Source organism: Pseudomonas sp. E102, assembly GCF_052660185.1.
Genome location: NZ_CP084025.1, coordinates 1270542 through 1295160 on the forward strand (window position 1 = coordinate 1270542; position 24619 = coordinate 1295160).

At 58.9% G+C, this 24619-nt stretch carries 22 protein-coding genes and 3 tRNA genes; 18 read left to right on the forward strand and 7 right to left on the reverse strand.

What is annotated here, in order from left to right; genetic code table 11:
* Window positions 1–150 precede the first annotated feature (150 nt).
* From DOCECA_RS05900 to DOCECA_RS05915, 4 genes are all read left to right on the forward strand, one after another.
* Complete coding sequence (locus DOCECA_RS05900; RefSeq protein ID WP_445571593.1) at window positions 151–2727, forward strand: bifunctional diguanylate cyclase/phosphodiesterase; 2577 nt, start codon at window positions 151–153, stop codon at window positions 2725–2727.
* A gap of 70 nt (window positions 2728–2797) precedes the next feature.
* Complete coding sequence (gene xth / locus DOCECA_RS05905) at window positions 2798–3592, forward strand: exodeoxyribonuclease III (RefSeq protein ID WP_420764647.1); 795 nt, start codon at window positions 2798–2800, stop codon at window positions 3590–3592.
* A 115-nt stretch (window positions 3593–3707) separates the two neighbouring features.
* Window positions 3708–4538: an arylamine N-acetyltransferase family protein gene (locus tag DOCECA_RS05910; protein WP_434650552.1), complete on the forward strand. Its 831-nt coding sequence runs from the start codon at window positions 3708–3710 to the stop codon at window positions 4536–4538.
* Between the two features lie 130 nt (window positions 4539–4668).
* Window positions 4669–6189: a nucleobase:cation symporter-2 family protein gene (locus DOCECA_RS05915; RefSeq protein WP_420764645.1), complete on the forward strand. Its 1521-nt coding sequence runs from the start codon at window positions 4669–4671 to the stop codon at window positions 6187–6189.
* Between the two features lie 86 nt (window positions 6190–6275).
* Here DOCECA_RS05915 and DOCECA_RS05920 read toward each other — a convergent pair whose 3' ends face one another.
* A complete protein-coding gene (locus DOCECA_RS05920; RefSeq protein WP_039589121.1) occupies window positions 6276–6626 on the reverse strand; it encodes a hypothetical protein in 351 nt (116 codons plus the stop codon).
* A gap of 245 nt (window positions 6627–6871) precedes the next feature.
* Between DOCECA_RS05920 and DOCECA_RS05925 the strand changes: the two genes are divergently transcribed.
* On the forward strand, window positions 6872–7693 hold the full coding sequence (locus tag DOCECA_RS05925; protein WP_420764644.1) for a shikimate 5-dehydrogenase: 822 nt from the start codon (window positions 6872–6874) through the stop codon (window positions 7691–7693).
* A gap of 6 nt (window positions 7694–7699) precedes the next feature.
* Here DOCECA_RS05925 and DOCECA_RS05930 read toward each other — a convergent pair whose 3' ends face one another.
* Window positions 7700–8347, reverse strand: coding sequence for a YceH family protein (locus DOCECA_RS05930; protein WP_420764643.1), 648 nt, complete (start codon window positions 8345–8347; stop codon window positions 7700–7702).
* A gap of 129 nt (window positions 8348–8476) precedes the next feature.
* Between DOCECA_RS05930 and DOCECA_RS05935 the strand changes: the two genes are divergently transcribed.
* The gene (locus DOCECA_RS05935) at window positions 8477–8986 is read left to right on the forward strand and encodes a DUF1993 domain-containing protein (RefSeq protein ID WP_434650554.1); all 510 of its coding nucleotides are present in this window, start codon (window positions 8477–8479) and stop codon (window positions 8984–8986) included.
* Between the two features lie 79 nt (window positions 8987–9065).
* Here the strand turns inward: DOCECA_RS05935 and sstT are convergent, their stop codons facing one another.
* The gene (sstT, locus tag DOCECA_RS05940; protein WP_420764641.1) at window positions 9066–10298 is read right to left on the reverse strand and encodes a serine/threonine transporter SstT; all 1233 of its coding nucleotides are present in this window, start codon (window positions 10296–10298) and stop codon (window positions 9066–9068) included.
* A 280-nt stretch (window positions 10299–10578) separates the two neighbouring features.
* Here sstT and DOCECA_RS05945 point away from each other — a divergent pair, with 280 nt between their 5' ends.
* Window positions 10579–11739, forward strand: a complete 1161-nt coding sequence (locus DOCECA_RS05945) for an MFS transporter (protein ID WP_434563331.1) — start codon at window positions 10579–10581, stop codon at window positions 11737–11739.
* Here DOCECA_RS05945 and nhaR read toward each other — a convergent pair.
* Window positions 11736–12632 carry a transcriptional activator NhaR gene (gene nhaR, locus DOCECA_RS05950; RefSeq protein ID WP_420764639.1) on the reverse strand — a complete coding sequence of 299 codons (897 nt, stop codon included), beginning with the start codon at window positions 12630–12632 and terminating at the stop codon, window positions 11736–11738. The two genes, DOCECA_RS05945 and nhaR, sit on opposite strands and share 4 nt — an antisense overlap.
* Before the next feature lie 136 nt (window positions 12633–12768).
* On the opposite strand from nhaR, the gene DOCECA_RS05955 reads away from it, so the two are divergent.
* Together DOCECA_RS05955 and DOCECA_RS05960 are read left to right on the forward strand one after the other, a co-directional pair.
* Entirely contained in the window at window positions 12769–13032 is a 264-nt protein-coding gene (locus DOCECA_RS05955) for a hypothetical protein (RefSeq protein ID WP_420764638.1), read from the forward strand.
* 27 nt (window positions 13033–13059) lie between these two features.
* The gene (locus DOCECA_RS05960) at window positions 13060–13809 is read left to right on the forward strand and encodes a TerC family protein (protein ID WP_420764637.1); all 750 of its coding nucleotides are present in this window, start codon (window positions 13060–13062) and stop codon (window positions 13807–13809) included.
* A gap of 198 nt (window positions 13810–14007) precedes the next feature.
* Here DOCECA_RS05960 and DOCECA_RS05965 read toward each other — a convergent pair whose 3' ends face one another.
* Window positions 14008–14172, reverse strand: coding sequence for a hypothetical protein (locus tag DOCECA_RS05965; protein ID WP_420764636.1), 165 nt, complete (start codon window positions 14170–14172; stop codon window positions 14008–14010).
* A gap of 222 nt (window positions 14173–14394) precedes the next feature.
* On the opposite strand from DOCECA_RS05965, the gene DOCECA_RS05970 reads away from it, so the two are divergent.
* Window positions 14395–15072, forward strand: coding sequence for a peptidase C39 family protein (locus DOCECA_RS05970; protein WP_434610642.1), 678 nt, complete (start codon window positions 14395–14397; stop codon window positions 15070–15072).
* A 99-nt stretch (window positions 15073–15171) separates the two neighbouring features.
* Complete coding sequence (locus tag DOCECA_RS05975) at window positions 15172–15375, forward strand: DUF6021 family protein (RefSeq protein WP_420764633.1); 204 nt, start codon at window positions 15172–15174, stop codon at window positions 15373–15375.
* A 51-nt stretch (window positions 15376–15426) separates the two neighbouring features.
* Here the strand turns inward: DOCECA_RS05975 and pbpG are convergent, their stop codons facing one another.
* Window positions 15427–16365: a D-alanyl-D-alanine endopeptidase gene (pbpG, locus tag DOCECA_RS05980; RefSeq protein WP_445571594.1), complete on the reverse strand. Its 939-nt coding sequence runs from the start codon at window positions 16363–16365 to the stop codon at window positions 15427–15429.
* A gap of 325 nt (window positions 16366–16690) precedes the next feature.
* Window positions 16691–17545, reverse strand: coding sequence for a bifunctional methylenetetrahydrofolate dehydrogenase/methenyltetrahydrofolate cyclohydrolase FolD (gene folD, locus DOCECA_RS05985; RefSeq protein ID WP_420764631.1), 855 nt, complete (start codon window positions 17543–17545; stop codon window positions 16691–16693).
* Window positions 17546–17826: 281 nt separating this feature from the next.
* Between folD and DOCECA_RS05990 the strand changes: the two genes are divergently transcribed.
* The 7 genes from DOCECA_RS05990 (at window position 17827) to lon (ending at window position 24568) form a co-directional block, all read left to right on the forward strand.
* A tRNA-Arg gene (locus tag DOCECA_RS05990) sits at window positions 17827–17903 on the forward strand.
* A 40-nt stretch (window positions 17904–17943) separates the two neighbouring features.
* Window positions 17944–18019 (forward strand) — tRNA-His (locus DOCECA_RS05995).
* Between the two features lie 58 nt (window positions 18020–18077).
* Window positions 18078–18162, forward strand: a tRNA-Leu gene (locus DOCECA_RS06000).
* A 413-nt stretch (window positions 18163–18575) separates the two neighbouring features.
* Entirely contained in the window at window positions 18576–19886 is a 1311-nt protein-coding gene (gene tig / locus DOCECA_RS06005; RefSeq protein ID WP_420764630.1) for a trigger factor, read from the forward strand.
* A gap of 92 nt (window positions 19887–19978) precedes the next feature.
* Window positions 19979–20620 carry an ATP-dependent Clp endopeptidase proteolytic subunit ClpP gene (clpP, locus tag DOCECA_RS06010; RefSeq protein WP_003183177.1) on the forward strand — a complete coding sequence of 214 codons (642 nt, stop codon included), beginning with the start codon at window positions 19979–19981 and terminating at the stop codon, window positions 20618–20620.
* A gap of 107 nt (window positions 20621–20727) precedes the next feature.
* Window positions 20728–22011: an ATP-dependent Clp protease ATP-binding subunit ClpX gene (gene clpX, locus DOCECA_RS06015; RefSeq protein WP_024778305.1), complete on the forward strand. Its 1284-nt coding sequence runs from the start codon at window positions 20728–20730 to the stop codon at window positions 22009–22011.
* A gap of 160 nt (window positions 22012–22171) precedes the next feature.
* A complete protein-coding gene (gene lon / locus DOCECA_RS06020; RefSeq protein WP_039589135.1) occupies window positions 22172–24568 on the forward strand; it encodes an endopeptidase La in 2397 nt (798 codons plus the stop codon).
* Window positions 24569–24619 lie beyond the last annotated feature (51 nt).

The window sequence follows — 24619 nt, forward strand, 5'->3', positions numbered from 1 at the left end:
GGCTAGGCGTGGGCCCTTTCGTCAAATCTTGTGGGCTCATCATCTGGCTGGACGATGGCTGCTAAGGTTATGAAAGCGCAACGGTCCGATGCGGTTCACGCCGTGACCTTTGCACGGCGAAGCCAGCGCCGAAAGGATAGGAACAGGTCAATGGATACCACTGCCGATACCCCCTCTGATGTCTCGCGTCATACGCCGATCACCCGTCGCCTGGTGGCGGCCCTTGGCGTGTTGTTTGTCCTGGGGGTTCTGGTGGCCGTCGCCGCGCTGTTCAACATCGCGCAAAAGCTGGATGCACAGGATGTGGATGAGACCCGCTTCTATATCCAGCGTGCCCTCGATAATCGCATCACAGCCACGAAAAACTACATCACCAGCTACGCCTACTGGACCACTGCCTACGAGCACCTAAGCGGCGAGGTCGATGTGCAGTGGGCCTATGCCGACCAGAACATGGGCAAGACCCTGTTCACCAACGATGAACTAGAAGGTGTGTTTGTCATTGACCATGAGCGCACCAAATATGCCGTGGTGCGGGGCCAGCAGGTCCAGGCAGACGCGGCGGCGTTCATGAATATGCCGCTGAAGGACCTCGTGGATGAGCTCCAGGCACAACCTGACCTGACCAGGCCGATGATCCGCTACACCTTGTTCGAAGGCTGGCCGGCCGTCGTCACGGCTTCGGTGATTGTGCCCAACGACGAACGTCCCCAGGTCAACGCCAGGGAGACGTCGATCCTGCTGTTCGTCGACCAACTGACGCCGGTGAAACTGCGCAAGGTGGGCATGGGTTACGGCCTGACCGACCTGAACCTGGTGAAAGACACCACATTGGAGCCCGGCCAGCCCGCGGTGCCGTTGGACAGTACCGGCTACAGCTTGATATCGCAGCTGCAGCGGCCGGGCCAGCATTTGCTGTGGTCACTGGCTCCGCCGTTGGGAGGCGCATTGCTGATCCTGGCGTTGCTCACCGCCTATTTTTTCCGGTATGCCATGCGCACGGCTCGACAGGTGGACGCCAGCTACGACAGCCTTGAAAAATCGAAACAAGCGCTCGAGGCCAGCGAAGAACGTTTTCGCGCCGTGGCCGAGGCTGCGTCCGACTGGATATGGGAGATCGACAGCCAGCAACGCATCACCTATCTATCGGCTCGCTTTAATGCCGTCACGGGTTTTTCCGACCAGCAGTGGCTGGGCCAGGAGATCGAGCAGTTGCTGTTCTGCGACACCCTGCCCATTGCTTCCTGGCTGGGCAACCTGGTCGAAGAACAGAACGCCAGCAACCTGCGCTGCTCTTACCGCGATCATTCCGGGCAATTGCGATTCTGTCGGGTCTCGGCGCGACCGATCCAGGACAAGGCAACCGTGACGGGCTATCGCGGCACGGCCAGCGACATCACCGATGAGGTGGCCGCCCACGCTCAAGTCCAGCATCTGTCGCTGCATGATGCGCTGACCGGACTGCCGAATCGCAACAAGTTGGCGCGACACCTGGACGACGCGTTGATCGCCAAGGAGCATTCCGCGCCGTTGGCCCTGCTGATGGTGGACCTGGACAACTTCAAGCCGATCAACGATTCCCTGGGCCATGCGGCGGGCGATGCTGTGTTGCTGGAAGTCGCCCAGCGCCTGCGCGACAGCACGCGTGAACAGGACCTGGTGGCGCGCCTGGGAGGGGATGAGTTCGTGATAGTGCTCAGTGGCGCGGAGCACTCCACTGAAATCGACCGATTCTGTACGCGGCTCATCGACAGCCTGCAGCAACCGATCCACTACGAGTCCCATTCCCTGCACATTGGTGTGAGCATCGGCGTTGCCGTGAGCCGACGACAAGGCTACGTACCAGGCGAGTTGATCCGCTGCGCCGACATAGCCCTGTACCAGGCCAAGTCCGAGGGTAAAAAGACCTGGTGCTATTTCGCCTCGCACATGAACGATCAGATCCAGCATCGTCGTCAGTTGGAAAACGACCTGCGCCAAGCGGTGAAGAACAACGAATTCATCCTGCATTTCCAGCCTCGCTACACGGTCGACGGCCAGGAGATCGTCGCGGTGGAATCGCTGGTGCGCTGGCAACATCCAACCCAGGGTCTGTTGAGCCCCGATGCCTTCATTCCGCTGGCCGAGCAAACCGACCTGATCGTCCCGCTGTCGCGCTGGGTACTGCGCGAGGCGTGCGAAACCGCGCTCACCTGGCCGGGATCGCTGATGGTTTCGGTCAACCTGTCACCGGCGCAATTCGAACGCAGCGATGTGGTCGAGGATGTCCGCCAGGTATTGATCGAAACCCACTTCCCGGCGAGTCGCCTGGAGCTGGAGATCACCGAAAACGTCATGCTGAACGACGTGGATGGCGCGCTCCAGGTGATGAATGCGCTCAAGGAATTGGGGGTGCGCTTGAACATGGACGATTTTGGTACCGGTTACTCATCCCTCGGCTACCTGCGCACATACCCGTTCGACGGCATCAAGATCGACAAGCGCTTCATTGCCTCGATGAGCAATAGCAGCAACGACCGCGCCGTGGTCCAGGCGATTATCAACCTGGGCAAGGCGATGGGCTTGACCGTCACGGCGGAGGGCGTGGAGACCCTGGCACAATTGGGTTCATTGGGCACCGATGAATGCCACGAAGTGCAGGGCTATTTCCTTAGCCGGCCAATCGACAAGCAGGCATTTGCTGCCTTGCTTGAAAGCAGCCAGTCCATGTCAAGAACCGGTTCCTGAGCAATGATTGCAACCCCCGAGGCCTGTCGCCGGTCACAGCTATGTCTTGGCATTCAGGAATTATTCGCCCATGAAGAACCTGCGGATCGCGACGTTCAACATCAACGGCATTCGGGCGCGGTTGCCTAACCTGCTGGAATGGCTGGAGCGGGAAAAACCCGATATTGCCTGCCTGCAAGAGCTCAAGGCTGCGGACAAGGACTTTCCTGCCGCCGAGTTGGAGTCGGTGGGATATGGATCGATCTGGCATGGCCAGGCTTCATGGAACGGTGTGGCGATCCTGGCCCGTGATGCGCAACCCCTGGAGAGTAGACGCGGGCTGCCAGGAGGAGAGGAAGACAGTCACAGTCGTTATCTGGAGGCGGCGGTGCATGGCGTGCTGGTGGGCTGCCTCTATTTGCCCAATGGCAATCCCCAGCCCGGTCCGAAGTTCGACTACAAGCTGGCATGGTTCGAGCGCCTGATCGACTATGCGCAGGCACTCCAGGCGAGTGATCATCCGGTGGTGTTGGCTGGGGACTACAACGTGGTGCCAACCGACATGGATATCTACAACCCACGCTCCTGGCTCAAGGACGCGTTGTTGCAGCCCGAAAGCCGGGAGTGCTACCAACGACTGCTGGACCAGGGGTGGACGGACTCCCTGCGTCACCTCTACCCAGAAGAGCGGATCTATACGTTCTGGGACTATTTTCGCCAGCATTGGCAAAAGAACTCCGGGCTGCGCATCGATCACCTGCTGCTCAACCCCGTGGCCAGTGCATACCTGAGCGACGCGGGCGTGGATGCCTGGGTCAGGAACCAGGAGCATCCCAGTGACCATGCGCCTACCTGGATTCGCTTGTCTTCGCGCAAGCGACGCTGAAGGGGCGAGCGGACCAAGCACTCGTGGGATTTGTCCGTAGGAAGGAAATGCCTTATACCTGCCCAATCGCAGCGCGCTAACCCAAAGCCCTGCCTTGACAGGAAAGGACATCCCCATGAGCCAACCTCGACTGAGCGACACCGGTCGCTATCTACGACGCCTGGGCTTTGACACGGCGCCGCCTCCAACGCTGGAAACGCTGCGTCAGCTTCAAAAGCGCCATACGGCCGAGTTTCCCTTCGAAACCCTCTCGACACTGTTGCGCCAGCCGGTCGCCATCGACCTTGAATCCGTCGAGCGGAAGGTTTTCGAACAGGGCCGTGGCGGTTATTGCTATGAACTCAACCAGTTGTTCCTGGCGCTGTTGCAAACCCTGGGCTTTGATGCCCAGGGCATCACTGGACGCGTTGTGATGAACGCCGCCGAGGGCGCCTGGACAGCGCGCACCCATCGCTTGAGCGTGGTGACGCTCAGTGGCGTGCGCTATATCACCGACGTCGGTTTCGGCGGTATGGTGCCCACCGCGCCGCTTTTGCTGGATAGCCGCGATATCCAGCACACGCCCCATGAGCCGTATCGCATCGACGTCAACCCGGGTGGCTACCTGCTGCGCGCCCAGGTCGGCGATGAATGGCGCCCGATGTATCTTTTCGACCTGCAACGCCAGGAGGAAATCGACTATACCGTGGGCAATTGGTACGTCTGCTCCCATCCCGAATCACCGTTCATGGGAAGGCTGATGGTCGCCCGTACCGGTGAGGGACTCCGTAGGACGCTCAACGGCAACAGCTATGCCGTGCACCGGATCGGGCACGAAAGTGAACGACGCACCATCAACGACGCGGATGAGCTGATCACGTTGCTGGAAAATGAATTCAGCCTCACGGTGCCGCCCCGGGAACTGCTGCGACCCGCAATCGAAGGGCTGTTGGGTGTGATGCCTTGAGCGTTTTGGTTTAGCAATTGCATTCCCTGTCAGCGACGGATGCGCAACAAGTTGTATACAACTCTATGGACATTTGTCCTGACTTTTGAATACAGTGTGCGCATAACAAAAAACAGGGAACCCCCGAACCATGAAAACGCCCCATGTTTCACTCCCACGGCCCGAGGACGAAAACCTAGGGGTCGGCGCGAATATGGCTTACGGCCTGCAACATGTCCTGACCATGTACGGTGGCATCGTCGCGGTGCCGTTGATCATCGGCCAGGCGGCCGGGTTGTCCCCGGCCGACATCGGTCTGCTGATCGCGGCTTCGTTGTTTGCAGGGGGGCTGGCGACGTTGTTGCAGACCCTGGGCCTGCCGTTTTTTGGTTGCCAACTGCCGCTGGTCCAAGGCGTTTCGTTCTCCGGCGTCGCAACCATGGTTGCAATTGTCGGCACCGGTGGGGAGGGCGGCTTCCAGGCCATCCTCGGCGCGGTGATTGCCGCCTCCTTGATCGGCCTGCTTATCACTCCGGTGTTTTCCCGCATCACGCGTTTTTTCCCACCTCTGGTGACCGGCATCGTCATCACCACCATTGGCCTGACGTTGATGCCGGTGGCGGCACGCTGGGCAATGGGCGGCAACAGCCATGCGCCGGATTTTGGCAGCATGGCCAACATTGGCCTGGCCGCGGTGACCCTGGTGTTGGTACTGGTGCTGAGCAAGATGGGCAGCGCGACGATTTCGCGGTTATCGATCCTGCTGGCGATGGTCATCGGTACGGTCATCGCGGTGTTCCTCGGCATGGCCGATTTTTCGTCAGTGGGTGAGGGGCCAATGTTCGGCTTCCCGACACCTTTTCACTTCGGCATGCCGACCTTTCATATCGCCGCGATTCTGTCGATGTGCATCGTGATCATGGTGACGCTGGTGGAAACCTCGGCCGATATCCTGGCAGTGGGCGAGATTATCGACACCAAGGTCGATTCCCGGCGTCTGGGCAACGGCCTTCGAGCAGATATGTTGTCGAGCATGATCGCGCCGATCTTCGGATCGTTCACCCAGAGCGCCTTTGCCCAGAACGTCGGCCTGGTGGCAGTGACTGGAATCAAGAGTCGTTTCGTGGTGGCGACAGGGGGTGTGTTCCTGGTGGTGCTTGGGCTGTTGCCCTTCATGGGCCGGGTAATCGCCGCCGTGCCGACCTCCGTGCTCGGAGGCGCTGGTATCGTGTTGTTCGGTACCGTTGCCGCCAGCGGAATCCGGACGCTGTCGAAGGTCGATTACCGCAACAACGTCAACCTGATCATTGTCGCCACGTCCATTGGCTTCGGCATGATTCCCATCGCCGCACCGAACTTCTACGATCATTTCCCGAGCTGGTTCGCGACGATCTTTCACTCCGGCATCAGCTCATCGGCCATCATGGCCATCATGTTGAACCTGGCCTTCAACCACTTCACCACCGGCAACTCCGATCAACAATCGGTATTCGCCGCCGGCACCGAGCGGGTGCTGCGTTATCAGGACCTGGCGGCGCTACGGGAAGGTGACTATTTCAGCGACGGCAAGTTGCACGACTGCGACGGTAACGAAATCCCCGTCGTAGCCGCACCTGAGCATCCCACTGGGGATCATGGCCCGGTGCGATTGAAAAGCGGTGAGCACGTCTAGCCTTGGCGAAAAACGCCAGCCCAACAAAAAGCAGCCTGTGATGATAAATCACAGGCTGCTTTTTTGTTTCGCTTTAGAGGGGCCGTTTACCAGCGCCCGTAGTGCCCACGTGGCGGACCGTAGTAATAGCCCCTCGGTGGCCCGTAATACACCGGGGCCGGGCGATAATAGATCGGCTGCTCGATATACACCGGCTGTGGCTGGTAGTAGACCGGTGGAGGTTGCTGCACGTAGACCGGCTGTGGCTGAACGTAGACGGGCTGTTGTACGTAAACCGGCCGGTCTCGGTTGATGAGCGCGGAGCCGACAATGGCAGAGCCGACGATGGCGCCGAACACTGCGGGCCCCTCCCAACCACCGCGACCATGGGCGGATGCCTGGCCGGTGACCGCGAGTGCCCCCACGAGCAGGGCGATGATAGGGAGTTTGCGTTTCATGGCGTTTCCTCGTTCCGACCCCGGCGCCTGTGGCCTGCTACAGACCCGAATAAGGGCGCGGGGATACTTGCTATGACAGCGATTTTCCCAGGATTTGCGGCGCTGTTGGGTAAAGGTTGTGTAAGGTCTGCGACAGATTTTTTTTACGAACACCGAGTCGGTTCGCTGCGCACGGTGTCTGATCATCGATGAACCGGTCGGGACGACACTCCCGTCCATCCGAAAGTGGCTTGAAGGAGACGCACATGCAGATGAACCCCAACAAAGACACCCAGCTATGCATGTCGCTATCGGGGCGCCCGGGCAATTTCGGCCTGCGTTTTCACAATCACCTGTATGAGCAGTTGGGGCTCAACTTCTACTACAAGGCGTTCACCAGCCAGGACCTGGCCGGGGCAGTGGGCGGTATCCGTGCCCTGGGTATCCGCGGGTGCGGTGTGTCGATGCCATTCAAGGAGGCCTGCATTGCCTTGGTCGATGAGCTGGATCCTTCCGCCGCTGCCATCCAGTCGATCAACACCATCGTCAATACCAATGGTCATTTGAAGGCCTACAACACGGACTACATCGCCATCGCGCAACTGTTGCAAAGCCATGCCGTGCCCAAGGAGTCAACATTTGCCTTGCGCGGCAGCGGTGGCATGGCCAAGGCAGTCGCCAGCGCCTTGCGCGACGGCGGCTATACAAACGGCTTGATCGTTGCCCGCAACGAAACCACCGGCCGAGCGCTGGCCGACACGCTGGGTTACGAATGGCAAGCCGAGTTGGGTGACCGACGGCCGCAGATGCTCATCAACGTCACGCCGATCGGCATGACCGGCGGGGCGGAAGCGGACCTGTTGGCATTCGAGCCCGCCGCCATCGCTGCCGCCGACACTGTGTTCGATGTCGTGGCGATTCCTTCGGAAACGCCGTTGATCGTGCATGCCAGAGCGGAAGGCAAACGGGTGATCACCGGCCTTGAGGTCATTGCGATCCAGGCGTTGGAGCAGTTTGTCCTGTACACCGGCGTTCGGCCCAACCTGGAACAATTCGACAAGGCCGTGGCGTTTGCCCGAGCGGTGTAGGCCCTGTCATTCCAATCGTGCCAGCCGTTCTTCCAGCGCTGCGATTCGCGCTTCTAGCTCTTCGATACGCTCCAGCGATACGCCGCCGGCCGCGCTGCGTTCGGTCGGCTGGTGACGCGCGGCGAGGATCGCCTCGATGTCTGCCGGGTCGCCCATGGCATGCATGTAACGGTCTTCCCGTTGGCCGGCCTGGCGCGGCACCAGCAACGCCAGGCCACGAGCGATCAGGCGCTCCAGCTGATGCACCACCTGCTCGGTGTCCTCGAAATCATGCATGCGGCCGCTGCGGGTCAGCAGCTCATTGACGGTCTGCGGGCCGCGCAGGAACAGCAATCCCATCAGGATCACCTGGGCCGGCACCAGTTCCAGCGCCTTGTCGACCCGGTGCTCCCAGCGGTCGGCGCGACTGCCCATCACCAACCGGGTAAAACCACGTCCTTCCAGGGCTCGCAGGCTTTGGCCGACTGGCCCCGGGTTGAGGTTCATCACCGGTTCGCGGCTGGTTTTCTGGTTGCAAGCCAACACCAGCGCGTTGAGGGTGAGGGGGTAAGTCTCGGGATTGGTGGCCTGCTTTTCGATCAGGGCGCCAAGAATGCGGATTTCCGTGCTGTTGAGCCGCGGTTCTTCGGCCGGGCTTTGTTCTTCGATGCTCATCGCGCGTTCCCTATGCTGTGGAAGCCGCCTAGCCTAATCCTTGCGCAATAAAAGACAAGGTGCGCAACAAGCCGTGGCTATAATCGCCCACGTTTGATTCGTTTCCTTCCATTACTCCATGAGATCGCCATGACTATTTCCCTGTACGCTGCCTCCGTCCCGGTTTTCAAGCAAATGCTCAATGCCCTGAGCGATGTTTTGAACAAGGCCGAGGCCCACGCCACCTCCAAGAACATCGATCCGAACGCGCTCTTGCAAGCGCGCCTGTTCCCGGACATGTTCCCGTTGGTACGCCAGGTGCAAATTGCCGTGGACTTCGCCAAGGGCGTGTCCGCGCGCCTGGCGGAGATCGAAGTGCCGAAGTATGACGACAGCGAGACCACCTTCGCTGAGCTGCAGGCATTGATCGCCAAGGTGCTGGCTTTCATCGATGGCATCAATGCCCAGCAGATTGACGGCAAGGAAGGCATCGAAATCGTGACCCGTCCGGGCACGCCGAAGGAAAAACGCTTCACTGGCCAGAATTATCTGCTGACCTACGGCTTGCCGCAGTTCTTCTTCCACGTGACCACCGCATATGCATTGTTGCGTCACAATGGCGTGGAAGTAGGCAAGCGCGATTACATGGGCGCGTTCTAACTCCCGCAGGCATGAAAAAGCCCGGGGCGGTGGAGCCGTCCCGGGCTTTTTTATGGCTGGCTGTCAGGCCACCAAGCGTTTACGCCGCGCCCCGCGCCCGCTCTTCTTCACCCAGGCAAGCCGCCGCCGTGAACAAGACATCGGTGGACGAATTCAACGCCGTTTCAGCCGAATCCTGCAGCACGCCGATGATGAACCCTACGGCGACCACCTGCATGGCGATTTCGCTGGGAATGCCAAACAGGCTGCACGCCAGGGGAATCAACAACAGCGACCCGCCCGCGACCCCGGAAGCACCGCAAGCGCAGACGGCGGCAACGACACTGAGCAGCACGGCGGTGGGGATATCCACCACGATACCCAGGGTATGCACGGCGGCCAGTGTCAGGACCGTGATGGTAATGGCGGCGCCCGCCATGTTGATGGTCGCACCCAGCGGGATCGAAACCGAGTACGTATCCTCATGCAGGCCGAGGCGTCTGCTGAGCTCCAGGTTCACGGGGATGTTCGCCGCGGAGCTGCGGGTGAAGAACGCGGTGATGCCGCTTTCACGCAGGCAGGTAAACACCAGCGGGTAAGGGTTGCGACGCAGTTTCCAGAACACGATGAGTGGGTTGACCACCAGCGCCACGAACAGCATGCAACCGATCAGTACGATCAGCAGATGCAGGTAGCCGAGCAGGGCGCTGAAGCCAGAAGTGGCGAGCGTCGAGGCCACCAGCCCGAAAATCCCCAGCGGGGCGAAGCGGATGACCAGGCGCACGATCACGGTCACGCCGTTGGACAGGTCTTCGAGCACAGTGCGCGTGGTTTGGCCGGCATGGCGAATGGCGATGCCCATGCCGATGGCCCAGGCCAGGATGCCGATGAAGTTGCCGGTCATCAATGCACGGACCGGGTTGTCAACGACGCTCAACGCCAGGCTTTGCAGCACTTCGCTGATGCCACCCGGTGCGGTGACCGCAACGTCCTGGGTGCTCAGCACAAGGCTGGAGGGAAACAGCGTGCTGGCGATGACCGCGACCACCGCGGCCGCGAAAGTACCCAACAGATAAAGGAACAGGATCGGCCGGATATGGGTCTCCTGGCCGTGCTTATGGTTGGCGATAGAGGCCATGACCAGCACGAACACCAGGATCGGTGCCACCGCCTTGAGCGCGGACACAAAAACCTTGCCGATGAATTCAGTGGATTTCGCCAGGTCCGGCGCCAGCCATGCCAGGACAATACCGGCGATCAGGCCAATAATGATCTGCGTGACCAGGCCAGTGCTTTTGAGGCGGTGCAATGGAGAAGGGGAGACAGCTGTCATAACGGTATCTCTGATTTTTTTATGTGTAACGGTCAGCCGAACGGGGCTATAAGCCGGCAGGCCACATGGACGGGACCGAAAGAAGGTAGAGCGTTTGCAGGTCGCGGACTTTATCACAGCCCGACGAAAAATCTGACGGACCCGTGACGATCCGTCACCCCCATGTTTGAGCACGTTTTTCTGACGGGCACATTCTGGTAGGCTTTGTCCTTCTCACTTTTCAATACCGCCAGCGGGCCTATGGCTATCGCTGGTGTCGTCGTTTTCCCCGGAGTCGCGCATGCTGTTACCCATTTTCCTGTTGTCCGCCGCCGGTTTTACGGTGTTGACCACGGAATTCATCATCGTCGGCCTGCTGCCTTCCATTGCCCGCGACCTGCACGTCACCATTCCCCAGGCGGGGCTGTTAGTGACGCTGTTTGCGTTTACTGTCGCGGCGTTCGGGCCGTTCCTCACCGCCTGGTTCGCCCGGGTTGAACGGCGCAAATTGTTTATCAGCGTGCTGGTGATGTTCGCGTTGGCCAACACCCTGGCGGCGCTGGCGCCCAACATCTGGGTCATGGCAGTTGCCCGATTGATCCCGGCCCTAGGCTTGCCTGTGTTCTGGGCATTGGCCAGCGAAACGGCAGTGGACATAGTCGGGCCGCAGTTCGCCGGGAGGGCCATCGCCCGGATCGGCTTCGGTATCGTCTGCGCCACGGTGTTTGGTATCCCGGTGGGTACGCTGATCAGCGATGCATTCGGCTGGCGAAGCGCCTTTGCGATCCTGGCCGTCATTGCGTTCGCCAAGGCGCTGCTGCTGTTCATCTACTTGCCTAGGACAAACCTGCATCAACACCAGGTGAGCTTTCGCTCGCAATTCAAGATCCTGCACAGCCCGTTGATGCAAGGGCATGTGTTGTTGTCGATCCTGGTGTTCAGCGGCATGTTCACCGCCTACACCTACCTCGCGGATATCCTTGAACGCCTGGCCGGCTTCGATGGCACGCTGGTGGGCTGGTGCCTGATGGGTTTTGGCGCGGTAGGCCTGCTCGGCAATTCCCTGGGCGGTCGCGCGGTGGACCGGCATCCCTTGATCGCCTCGATGGTGTTCTGCCTGTTCATGATCGGCGGCATGGTCGCGCTGGTGCCGAGTATCCATTCGACTCTTGGGCTAGCCGCCGCCCTTGGCATATGGGGCGTGACCCAGGCGGCGCTGTTTTTGGTCAGCCATGTCCGGCTGATGAAGGCCGCACCAGAAGCTCCGGCCTTTGCCGCGTCGCTGAATATCGCGGGGGCGAACCTGGGTATAGGCCTGGGCGCGATGGTTGGCGGTCGGGTCATCGATACCCTTGGGCTGGGTAAGGTCGGTTTCGCCGCGGCCGGGTTCATTCTGGTGTCGATCCTGCTGGCGTTATTGCTGATGACGTTCAAGCCCCGCGCCGCCTGTGTGCAGCACTAAGCGCTGAACAGCTCGCGCCGCGCCCCCTCGGCGATCGCGACGATGCCCGGGTGGCTGACCTTGCGCTCCACGGAGATGGCGTAGAAAGACTCGCTCACCGCATCGGTCTGGCCGATCACCTGTACCCCGTATTGCTGTTGGACTTCTTCAGCGATCACGCTGGGACCGATGAAGATCCCGCTGCCGGATTGCCCAAACGCCTGCATCAATGCGCTGTCATCGAATTCACCGACGATGCGCGGTTGGATCTGCTGTTCAGCGAACCAGCGTTGCAGCCGGCTGCGCACGACTGTCTCCGGCCCGGGGATCAGCAGCGGGGCGTCATGCAGGCCGTGGGGGAAGTCCTGCCCATGATGTTCGGCCAACGCCGGGGTGGCGAAAAAGCTGATTCCGCATTCCCCCAGTTTCTGGCTGTAGCCCTTGATATCCAGATGACTTGGCATCGGACTGTCGGAAATCACCAGATCCAGGCGCTGGATCGCCAGGTCAGCCAATAGCCGTTCGAGCTTGTCTTCCCGGCAGGTAATGCGCAGCGGCTCGCTCAATTCCATGGTAGGTGCCAACAGCCGATAAACGATGGATTTGGGCACGACGTCCGCCACCCCGACCCGGAACAGCGTTTGCTGCTCGTTGGGTTGAGCCCGCAGCATCAGCTCCAGTTCGCCGCCCAGTTGGAACATGTGCTCGGCGTAAGGCAGCGTCTGGCGGCCGGCCTCGGTCAGTTCCAACTGGCGTCCGACTCGGCGGAACAGCTTGATGTTGTAGGTCTGTTCAAACAATGAGATTTGCCCGCTGATGGTTTGCGGCGTCAGGTTCAGTTGCTCGCAGGCCCGCACGATGCTGCCGGTTTTCGCCACGACCCAGAAATAATGCAGCTGTCGATAATTGAGCATGATTCTCGCCGCTTCGTAAAAACCGAAGTATAGCCGCTGAAAATACGAATTTTCCTGAAGTATCTCCCTCTCTAGAATTCCGGGCCATCGGTGAGCCATCTTTCGTGCTCCCTCTATTCTCTGAGAGGCAATGTGCATGACGTATAGAACCCTGGGGCTTGCAGCCTTGCTGGCATTTTCCTCGATGGCCCTGGTGGGCTGCGAACAAGCGGAAAAAAGCGCCCAACAATTGGCCGAGCAGTTGAAGGAGCAAGCTGTCGAAACGGCCAAGCAGGCCATCGACGATACGCACAAGGCCGCCGAGCAAGCCCTCAGTGACGCCACCGGCGGGCTGATCAGCCCCAAGAAAGCGCCGGAGAAGGACGCTGAAGAATCCGAACCCGCTACCCATACCCTCTAACCCGTCAAATCGAGTCAGGACTGACCCATGGATTATCTGTTACAGCTCGCCGCCAGCCCCACCGCCTGGATTGCTCTGGCAACCCTCGTCGTCATGGAAATCGTGCTCGGCATCGATAACCTGATCTTCATTTCGATCCTGACCAACAAGTTGCCCGAGCAACACCGTGCCAAGGCGCGGCGGATTGGCATCGGCATGGCGTTGATCCTGCGCCTGGGTCTGCTGAGCACCATCGCCTTCATCGTGCAATTGACGGAGCCTGTCATCGAGATTCTCGGCCAGGCGTTTTCCTGGAAGGACATGATCCTGATCGCCGGCGGCCTGTTCCTGTTGTGGAAGGCGACCACCGAGATCCATCACAGCATGGACCCGGCGCCCAATGATCCGAAGTCGGCCACTTCCGGCGTGACCCTGGGGTTTGCCGCTGCGATCGGTCAGATCCTGATGCTTGACCTGGTGTTCTCCATTGACAGCATCATCACGGCGGTGGGCATGACCGAGCACTTGCCGATCATGATTATTGCCGTCGTGGTCTCGGTATTGGTGATGCTGCTGGCCGCCGAGCCGCTGGCGAAATTCATCAACGACAACCCCACCGTGGTCATGTTGGCCCTGGGCTTCTTGATCATGATCGGCATGACGCTGATCGCGGAAGGCTTCGGTGCCCACGTGCCCAAGGGCTATATCTACGCGGCCATGGCCTTCTCGGCGGCTATCGAGGTGTTGAACATGATGTCCCGTCGCGCCAAGCAGAAGGTCTTGGTCGACGAAGCCTGATCCAAGGCAGACAAAAGCCGCCCGGGTTAACGCCCGGGCGGCTTTTTTCATGGTGACGCTCTAGGCCCTATACGAAACGTATCCGCACTCGCCCAGACTGCGTTGAACGAGGTTCGGAATGCTCATGTACTTCAGGACACTGCGCTTCCTCGCCCCGTTTCGCGTTGTCTGGCCTTCGCGATCACATTTCTGCAGGCCCTAGTGCGCGGTGGCGTGGCGCCTGGAAGATTTAGTGGTCTGCTGCATTTCTCGTCTTGGTGCGGGATGGTGGCGACGGGCGATTCGCAACACCCCCCACAACATGGCTGCCGCTACGCTCAACCAGCCGAAAACCAGCATCAGAATAGTCGTCATCAGGCTCATCTGTGCCTCCTTCTGCCCAGACCGGGCAATGCACTCTTACAATGGACAGTCTAGTCGCTCAAGTGTTACGGGCAGTCGATATCTTGCATGTGCAAAGAATCGGTTGGTTCTATCACGGTGTCGAAACTGTCGCTTATGGCTATACCCGGGCCGGCACGCGTCTTATCATCGTCGGCCCAAGCCCGGCCTTGATACCGGGGCTGTCTGAATAAGAGAGTCATCATGTTGCCAGTAATTTCATCTTTTCGATCACTGGTATTCGCGACGGCGTGTCTCGCCGCCCTGGCGGGATGCGCGGGAAGTGTGTCGCCGCAAGTAAAGCGACTGCCTGAACGGGTAGAACTCAACAGCGTGCCGTTCTTTCGTGGCGAAATGTTCCAGGGCGCGCCGCAATCCCTGGCGGCCCTATTGACGTTGCAAGGCACAGTGACTACCCCAGGGTTGTTGGAGAAGCCGCTGCACCTGCCCGGCGGCGAGGCCCGTTTACAGCAGAACCTGCAAACCCTGGCACGTGAACATGGGCTGGTGGTGTATCCCCTGGAGGCTGAGCTTGGCGCGTTGCTCGAACAGGTGGCTGCCGGTTATCCGGTGTTGCTGCGCTATACCGACGGCTCGGCGTTCTGGGCTGAGCCGCGCTACGCAATCCTCGTGGGTTATAACCGGCACAAGCGCACCGTACTGCTGCGTTCAGGGATGAATCGCCGCTCCTCGATGAGTTTCGGTGCGTTCGAATCGGCTTTCAAAGGCGCTGGCGGTTGGGCAGTCTTGGTCCAGCAACCGGGGCAGTTGCCGGCCAATGTCGATTCGAAGCGCTGGTTGAAGGCCGCCGATGAGTTGGCCGGAGCAGGGCAGGAACAGGCAGCCGCGCGCGCCACCAAGGCTTTGGGCACCGCCCGCTGAGCGCTGCCCCGTTCGTCACCTGGCGGGCACGACCCGGCGTGCCTCGGGTTCTTACCGTCAAGGCCTGGAGTTTCCAGGCCATGATCCAAGGAGGCAGCAATGGCACAATCGAAAACACCTTCGGGACCGCATTCTTCCGAACATTCGTCCGGTGACGATGACTTGGGATTCGATCCCGACTCTCCGGACCTCGACGATCCCCAAGTCGATCCGATAGGGCCGGCCAAGGCACCCCAGGATGAGGACGACGAGGAACCGCCTTCTTCCCGGCCTTATGATCCGCTGGGTGACTTGAAGCCCTGAATGCAAATAGCCCCGACGAGTCGGGGCTATTCATGTGTGATGTATCGCGCCTTATTTAGACGCTTCCACCACACCGCTCTGGCGACTCTTGAGGTTCTTAGCGGCTTTGTATTGCAAGGCCACAGCCGGGACGCTGGCGCTTTTTCCGGTCTCGACCCAGCTACGGATGCGGCTTGCGTCGGCGAAGTGGGTGTATTTGCCAAACGCATCGAGGATGACCAGTGCCATCGGACGATTGCCCATCTTGGTCACCAATACGAGGCAGTGACCCGCCTGATTGGTGAAGCCGGTCTTGGTCAGTTGAATATCCCAATTGGCCTTGTGCACCAGGTGATCGGTGTTGCGAAAGCCCAAGCTGTAGACCGGTTTGCGGAACGTTACAGTCCTTTCCTTGGTGGTGCTCAGCTCACTCAGCAAGGGGTATTTGCGCGCGGCGATCAGCAGCTTCGTCAGGTCCCGGGCCGTCGACACGTTGTGGATTGACAGGCCGGTGGGTTCGACGTAATGGGTGCTGGTCATGCCCAGGGCCTTGGCTTTGGCGTTCATCGCCGCGATGAACGCCGCATAACCGCCTGGGTAATGATGGGCAAGGCTGGCGGCGGCTCGATTCTCCGACGACATCAATGCGATCAGCAACGTATCCCGGCGGGACAGTTCGCTGTTGAGCTTGACCCTGGAAAACACGCCTTTCATTTCCGGTGTGTTCGCGATGGTCATGGAAATGTATTCATCCAGGTTCTGCTTGGCGTCCAGCACGATCAGGCCGGTCATCAACTTGGTTACCGATGCAATCGGCACCACGACATCCGGACTGCTGGAATACACCACTTTGTCGGTCTGCAAGTCCAACAGGATGGCGCTGCCGGATGCGACTTGCAGTTTGGAAGTGTCCCGTGGAGCAGCGATGGTTTCCTGGGCACTGACGTTGTGCGCGATGAAAGTCCCTGTAAAAACGAAAAACAGACTGATGATCGAAAGACGGATTTTCACGCGAGTAGACTCGATTGAGTTAAGGGTGCCGTTGAGCGGGGCGTGTTGAAAAAGCGCCGCATTTTATGAGTATGGGCGATGACAGCGCCATATGCCGCTGCCACCGGGACGCTTGAATAAATAAAGTTTAATGGACGGGGATTCTGGCGAATCGAATCTGAAAAAAATGTAATTCGAGCGTCACGGGTTGGATCGGATGTTGGCAGCTGAAAACACTGTGGGAGCGAGCTTGCTCGCGATAGGTAGGTTTCAGTCAACGGATATGCTGGCTGGTCCACCGCTATCACGAGCGAGCTCGCTCCCACAGGTTGCGTCGAGGCCTTTATCAGCTATGAAGCGTCTCGGCCGCGTACAGCGTGTTTTCCAACAGGCAGGCACGGGTCATCGGGCCGACGCCACCGGGAACCGGTGTGATCCAACCGGCGCGGGGCAGGGCGGTCTCGTAGGTCACATCGCCTACCAGTTTGCCGTCGTCCTGGCGGTTGATGCCCACGTCGATCACGATGGCGCCTTCCTTGATCCATTCGCCTTTGACCAGGCCAGGCTTGCCGGCGGCAACCACCACCAGATCGGCACGGCCGACGTGGCCGGCCAGGTCCTTGGTGAAGCGGTGGGTCACGGTGACGGTGCAGCCAGCCAACAGTAATTCCATCGCCATTGGGCGACCGACGATGTTGGAGGCGCCCACGACCACGGCATCGAGCCCGTAAAGATCCACCCCGGTGCTTTCCAGCAAGGTCATGATGCCCTTGGGCGTGCAGGGGCGCAGCAATGGAATGCGTTGGGCGAGGCGGCCGACGTTATAAGGGTGGAAACCGTCGACGTCTTTGTCCGGACGGATACGTTCCAAAAGCTTGGAGGCGTCCAGGTGTTCAGGCAGCGGCAACTGGAGCAGAACACCGTCGATGTTCGGATCGTCGTTCAGGCGGTCGATCAGATCGGCCAGCGCTTGCTGAGTGGTTTCGGAAGGCAGGTCGTAGGCCTGGGAAAGGAAGCCGACCTCTTCACAGTCTTTACGCTTGTGCGAGACATAAACCTGAGAGGCAGGATCGCTGCCGACCAGGATCACCGCAAGGCCGGGCGTGCGCAGGCCTTGCTGGCGGCGCTCGGTGACTCGTTGGGCGATCTGCTGGCGCAGGCTGGCGGCGATCGATTTGCCGTCGATAAGTTGTGCAGTCATTGCGCGTGGTTAACCATCGAGAGGGGAAAAAAAGAGAGCGCATTCTCGCATGCCGAGGCGTGAGGGCAAAGGCGCTTGGTCTGTAAATTCCCCTAACCCCTTTAATTAAATGAATTTTTTTTAAAAAAGAGTTGACGACCTATCGGGCCGTCTATAACATTCGTCGCACTTGTCGGGCACAGCCTAGCACTGGTTAAGAAGGTGGAGCGGAGTTGGATGTTTCAACTCGGTAAAACTGAAAGCACTTAGTTTGTAATCGTCCAAGAATACAGATTAAAAAGGCGCCCGTAGCTCAGCTGGATAGAGCATCCGCCTTCTAAGCGGATGGTCGCAGGTTCGAGTCCTGCCGGGTGCGCCATTAGGCAGCTTTGGCACAAGTAAGGCAACAAGGCAATATGGTGGGCGTAGCTCAGTTGGTAGAGCACGGGATTGTGACTCCCGTTGTCGTGGGTTCGATCCCCATCGTCCACCCCATATTCTAGAAAGGCGCCAGATTTAACAGTCTGGCGCCTTTGCTTTAAAAGCTTGATACGCGGATGTGGTGGAATTGGTAGACACACTGGATTTAGGTTCCAGCGCCGCAAGGTGTGAGAGTTCGAGTCTCTCCGTCCGCACCATACAAGTCGCTATTTAATTAGCAGAGAACGGCGCAGAACCTGAAAAGGGCTGCGCCGTTTTTGTTTTATTCGCGGACTCATGTCCGGTTTTTTTCATGCGGGCACAGGGCGATTCGTCGCGATTGTGTTTCGTGATGATGCTTGGCATGTCCGTCGGTCTTTTCGTGGAGGCCTTACGCCAAGTGCTCGAGGGCGGCGCTTCTATATATAGAAGCGCCGTGCAGAGCCCTGGCGAGGATCGACTTTATTTGCAAACCGGGCGGGGCATGACTGATTGCTCCGCTTCTAAACCCGGCGCCTGTTTCCCGCGCGTTTTCAGTAGGGTGACTTCTTGAGTTTGACCTACTAGAATGCATGCCCTTGATTCTGGGGTCGGAAACGCCCGGCCAACGTCTGTGCAACGAGGAATATCCATGCAAGTTTCTGTTGAAAATACTTCTGCTCTTGAGCGCCGCATGAGCATCACCGTGCCAGCTGAGCGTATCGAGACTCAGGTCAACAAGCGTCTGCAGCAGACTGCCCAAAAGGCCAAAATCCCAGGTTTCCGCCCAGGCAAAGTGCCAATGAGCGTGATCCGTCAGCGTTACGAAGCTGATGCGCGCCAGGAAGCCGTGGGCGACGTGATCCAGTCTTCTTTCTACGAAGCAGTGGTCGAGCAGAAGCTGAACCCGGCTGGCGCTCCTTCCGTCGAGCCTAAAGTGCTGGAAAAAGGCAAGGACCTCGAGTTCGTCGCCACGTTCGAAGTGTTCCCTGAGTTCACCGTTGCCGGTTTCGAATCCATTGCCGTTGAGCGCCTGAGCGCCGACGTTTCGGACGCCGACCTGGACAAGATGCTGGATATCCTGCGCAAGCAGAACACCCGCTTCGAAGCGACCGACCGTGCCGCCCAGAACGAAGACCAGCTGAACATCGATTTCGTCGGCAAGGTCGACGGCGAAGTATTCGCTGGCGGTTCCGCCAAGGCTACCCAGCTGGTGCTGGGCTCGGGTCGCATGATCCCAGGCTTCGAAGACGGCCTGGTTGGCGCCAAGGCCGGTGAAGAGCGCGTCCTGAACGTGACCTTCCCCGAGGACTACCAGAACCTGGACCTGGCTGGCAAAGCCGCCGAGTTCACCGTGACCGTCAACAGTGTTTCCGAGCCGAAGCTGCCTGAGCTGAACGAAGAATTCTTCGCTCAGTTCGGCATCAAGGAAACCGGCCTGGAAGGTTTCCGCGCCGAAGTTCGCAAGAACATGGAGCGTGAGCTGCGCCAGGCCATCAAGTCCAAGGTCAAGAACCAGGTCATGGACGGTCTGCTGGCTTCCAACCCGATCGAAGTGCCAAAGGCCCTGCTGGACAACGAAGTGAACCGTCTGCGCGTACAGGCCGTTCAACAGTTCGGCGGCAACATCAAGCCAGACCAACTGCCGGCCGAGCTGTTCGAAGAGCAGGCCAAGCGCCGCGTGGTACTGGGCCTGATCGTCGCCGAAGTGGTCAAGCAATTCGAACTCAAGCCTGACGAAGCCCGCGTGCGCGAGCTGATCCAGGAAATGGCCTCGGCCTACCAAGAGCCTGAGCAAGTGGTGTCCTGGTACTACAAGAACGAGCAGCAGCTGAACGAAGTCCGTTCGGTTGTGCTGGAAGAACAAGTTGTGGATACTGTTCTGCAGAAAGCTAGCGTGACCGACAAAGCGGTCTCTTACGAAGAAGCGGTCAAGCCGGTGGAAGCTCCACAAGCCGATTGATGGTTCTGCGGTAAGAAATACACACCATAAGCCAGCCTTCGCGCTGGCTTATGCGTATTCAAGACATAACTATTTGGGAGTGACTGCGAGACATGTCCCGCAATTCTTTTTATCAGCAGAGCTCTGACATCCAGGCCGCAGGCGGCCTGGTCCCTATGGTTATCGAGCAGTCCGCCCGTGGCGAACGTGCCTATGACATCTATTCGCGCCTGCTCAAGGAGCGCGTCATCTTCCTGATCGGCCCCGTCGAAGACTACATGGCCAACCTGGTTGCGGCGCAGTTGCTGTTCCTTGAGGCGGAAAACCCGGACAAGGATATCCATCTGTACATCAACTCTCCCGGCGGTTCGGTGACTGCGGGCATGTCGATCTACGACACCATGCAGTTCATCAAGCCTGACGTGTCCACCATCTGCATCGGCCAAGCCTGCAGCATGGGTGCGTTCCTGCTCGCCGGCGGCGCAGCGGGCAAGCGCCATTGCCTGCCTAACTCGCGCATGATGATCCACCAGCCATTGGGCGGCTTCCAGGGCCAGGCGTCGGACATCGATATCCATGCCAAGGAAATTCTGCATATTCGCTCGCGCCTGAATTCGTTGCTGGCCCATCACACCGGCCAAAGCCTCGAAACCATTGAGCGTGACACCGAGCGTGACAACTTCATGAGCGCTGAGCGTGCGGCCGAATACGGTCTGATCGACTCTGTGATCAACAAGCGTCAAATGCCTGCCTAAGCCGCTCAAAATGCAGGTGGTTGGGATGACCGGCCGCCTGCGGGCTTGAAAAAGCCCGCAATTGCCTTCATCTTGTGTTGCAAGCCTATCGGATTTGGATCGATCGAATGACTGACACCCGCAACGGCGAGGACAACGGCAAACTGCTTTATTGCTCCTTCTGTGGCAAAAGCCAGCATGAAGTACGCAAATTGATTGCCGGTCCCTCGGTCTTCATTTGCGACGAGTGCGTCGACCTGTGCAATGACATCATCCGCGAGGAGGTGCAGGAAGCCCAGGCCGAAAGCAGCGCGCATAAGTTGCCTTCGCCTAAAGAAATCAGCGGCATCCTTGACCAGTATGTTATCGGTCAGGAGCGCGCGAAAAAGGTACTGGCCGTAGCGGTGTACAACCACTACAAGCGCCTGAACCAGCGTGACAAAAAGAATGACGAGGTCGAACTCGGCAAGAGCAACATCCTGCTGATCGGCCCTACGGGCTCGGGTAAGACCCTGCTTGCAGAAACTCTGGCCCGCTTGCTGAACGTTCCGTTCACCATCGCCGACGCAACCACCCTCACCGAGGCGGGTTATGTGGGTGAGGACGTCGAGAACATCATTCAGAAGTTGTTGCAGAAGTGCGACTACGACGTGGAAAAGGCCCAGATGGGCATTGTTTACATCGATGAAATCGACAAGATTTCCCGCAAGTCAGATAACCCGTCCATTACCCGGGATGTTTCCGGCGAGGGCGTGCAACAGGCCTTGCTCAAGTTGATCGAAGGCACGGTCGCTTCCGTACCGCCCCAGGGTGGTCGCAAGCATCCGCAGCAGGAGTTCCTGCAGGTCGACACCCGTAACATCCTGTTCATCTGCGGTGGTGCGTTCTCTGGCCTCGAAAAGGTCATCCAGAACCGTTCGACCCGTGGTGGCATCGGTTTCAACGCCGAAGTCCGCAGCAAGGAAGAGGGCAAGAAGGTCGGTGAATCCCTGCGTGAAGTCGAGCCTGACGATCTGGTCAAGTTCGGCCTGATCCCTGAATTCGTCGGTCGTCTGCCTGTCCTGGCGACCCTGGACGAGTTGGATGAAGCAGCATTGATGCAGATTCTGACCGAGCCGAAAAACGCCCTGACCAAGCAATACGCCAAGCTGTTCGAAATGGAAGGCGTAGACCTTGAGTTCCGTTCGGACGCGCTGAAGTCGGTTGCCAAACGAGCCCTGGAACGCAAGACCGGTGCCCGTGGGTTGCGCTCGATTCTTGAAGGTGTGCTGCTCGATACGATGTATGAAATCCCCTCGCAATCCGAGGTGAGCAAAGTCGTGATCGACGAAAGTGTCATCGAAGGCAAGTCCAAGCCACTGTATATCTACGAAAACAGTGAGCCGGCTGCCAAGGCTGCGCCGGACGCGTGAGTGTCCCGCAGTTGAAATAAAAGAAGGGGCCTTCGGGCCCCTTTGCTATTAGCGCGTTTTAGACGTGTTAGCGCTTGTTTTTTTTGAAGGCTGCCCCCATCTTGGTTTCAAGCTCACTTCCATCTGTTTACGGCCTTATGGCCGCCGTAGAGGCGAAATCATGAAGACAACCATCGAATTGCCTCTCCTGCCATTGCGCGATGTCGTGGTATATCCGCACATGGTTATCCCGCTGTTCGTGGGGCGCGAGAAGTCCATCGAAGCCCTCGAGGCCGCGATGACGGGTGATAAGCAGATTCTTCTGATCGCTCAGAGAAATCCTGCCGACGATGATCCCGGCGAAGACGCACTTTATCGCGTAGGTACGATTGCAACGGTCCTGCAGTTGCTCAAGCTTCCCGATGGCACGGTAAAAGTGCTGGTTGAAGGCGAGCAGCGAGGGGCGGTCGAGCGTTTCAGCGAGGTGGATGGTCACTGCCGTGCCGAAGTCTCGCTCATCGATGAAGTCGATGCACCAGAGCGTGAGTCCGAAGTGTTTGTCCGCAGCCTGCTGTCGCAGTTCGAACAGTACGTTCAGCTGGGCAAGAAGGTGCCTGCCGAGGTGCTATCGTCGCTTAACAGCATCGACGAGCCAGGACGCCTGGTCGACACGATGGCGGCTCACATGGCCCTCAAGATCGAGCAGAAGCAGGAAATCCTCGAGATCATCGATCTCTCAGCCCGTGTCGAGCATGTATTGGCATTGCTCGATGGCGAGATCGACCTGCTGCAGGTTGAGAAGCGCATTCGTGGTCGCGTCAAGAAACAGATGGAGCGCAGCCAGCGCGAGTACTACCTGAACGAGCAGATGAAGGCCATTCAGAAAGAGCTCGGCGATGGTGACGAAGGTCACAACGAAATCGAAGAGCTGAAGAAGCGCATCGATGCCGCCGGCCTGCCGAAGGATGCCCTTGCCAAGGCCCAGGCCGAACTGAACAAGCTCAAGCAGATGTCGCCGATGTCGGCGGAAGCCACCGTGGTGCGCTCCTACATTGATTGGCTGGTCCAGGTGCCATGGAAAGCCCAGAGCAAGGTACGTCTGGACCTGGCGCGTGCCGAGGATATCCTCGATGCCGACCACTACGGTCTGGAAGAGGTCAAGGAACGCATCCTCGAATACCTCGCTGTGCAAAAGCGTGTGAAGAAAATTCGTGGTCCGGTGTTGTGCCTGGTCGGTCCTCCAGGGGTGGGTAAAACCTCTCTGGCAGAGTCGATTGCCCACGCCACTAACCGTAAGTTCGTACGCATGGCCCTTGGCGGCGTGCGCGACGAGGCGGAAATCCGTGGTCATCGCCGTACCTACATCGGTTCGATGCCAGGAAGATTGATTCAAAAAATGACAAAGGTCGGCGTGCGCAACCCACTGTTCCTCTTGGACGAAATCGACAAGATGGGCAGCGACATGCGCGGCGATCCAGCTTCTGCGTTGCTGGAGGTCCTCGATCCCGAGCAGAATCACAACTTCAACGATCACTACCTTGAAGTCGACTACGACTTGTCGGATGTGATGTTCCTCTGCACCTCCAACTCCATGAACATCCCGCCAGCGTTGCTGGACCGGATGGAGGTGATCCGTCTGCCGGGCTACACCGAGGACGAGAAGATCAACATCGCCGTCAAATACCTTTCGCCCAAGCAGATCCAGGCCAACGGCCTGAAGAAGGGCGAGCTGGAATTCGACGAGGAAGCAATCCGCGACATCATCCGCTACTACACTCGCGAAGCGGGTGTGCGGGGCCTTGAGCGGCAGATTGCCAAGGTTTGCCGCAAGGCCGTGAAGGAACACGCCCTGGAAAAACGCTTCGCGGTCAAGGTCACTTCGGACCTGCTGGAGCACTTCCTGGGCGTGCGTAAATTCCGCTACGGCCTTGCCGAACAGCAGGACCAGATTGGCCAGGTGACCGGCCTTGCGTGGACGCAGGTGGGTGGCGAATTGCTGACGATCGAAGCCGCCGTGGTGCCCGGAAAAGGCCAGTTGATCAAGACCGGTTCCCTGGGCGATGTGATGGTGGAATCGATCACGGCTGCGCTGACGGTTGTCCGCAGCCGTGCGCGGAGCCTGGGTATCCCGCTGGATTTCCATGAGAAACGCGACACCCACATCCACATGCCGGAGGGGGCAACGCCCAAGGACGGACCGAGTGCCGGCGTGGGTATGTGCACCGCCTTGGTTTCCGCGCTGACCGGCATTCCGGTGCGTGCCGATGTTGCGATGACGGGTGAAATCACCCTGCGCGGTCAGGTCCTGGCAATTGGCGGCTTGAAGGAAAAACTGCTGGCGGCTCACCGGGGTGGGATCAAGATTGTGATCATTCCCGAAGAGAACGTGCGCGATCTGAAGGAAATTCCTGACAACATTAAGCAGGATCTTCAGATCAAACCGGTTAAATGGATTGACGAAGTCCTGCAAATTGCGCTGCAATACGCGCCGGAGCCCTTGCCGGATGTGGCTCCGGAGATTGTCGCGAAGGAAGAAAAGCGAGAGTCTGACTCTAAGGAAAGAATTAGCACGCATTAATACGCATTTGCCTGGGGGGCTTCCTTGACAGTTTTTTAGAGCCCTTGTTAT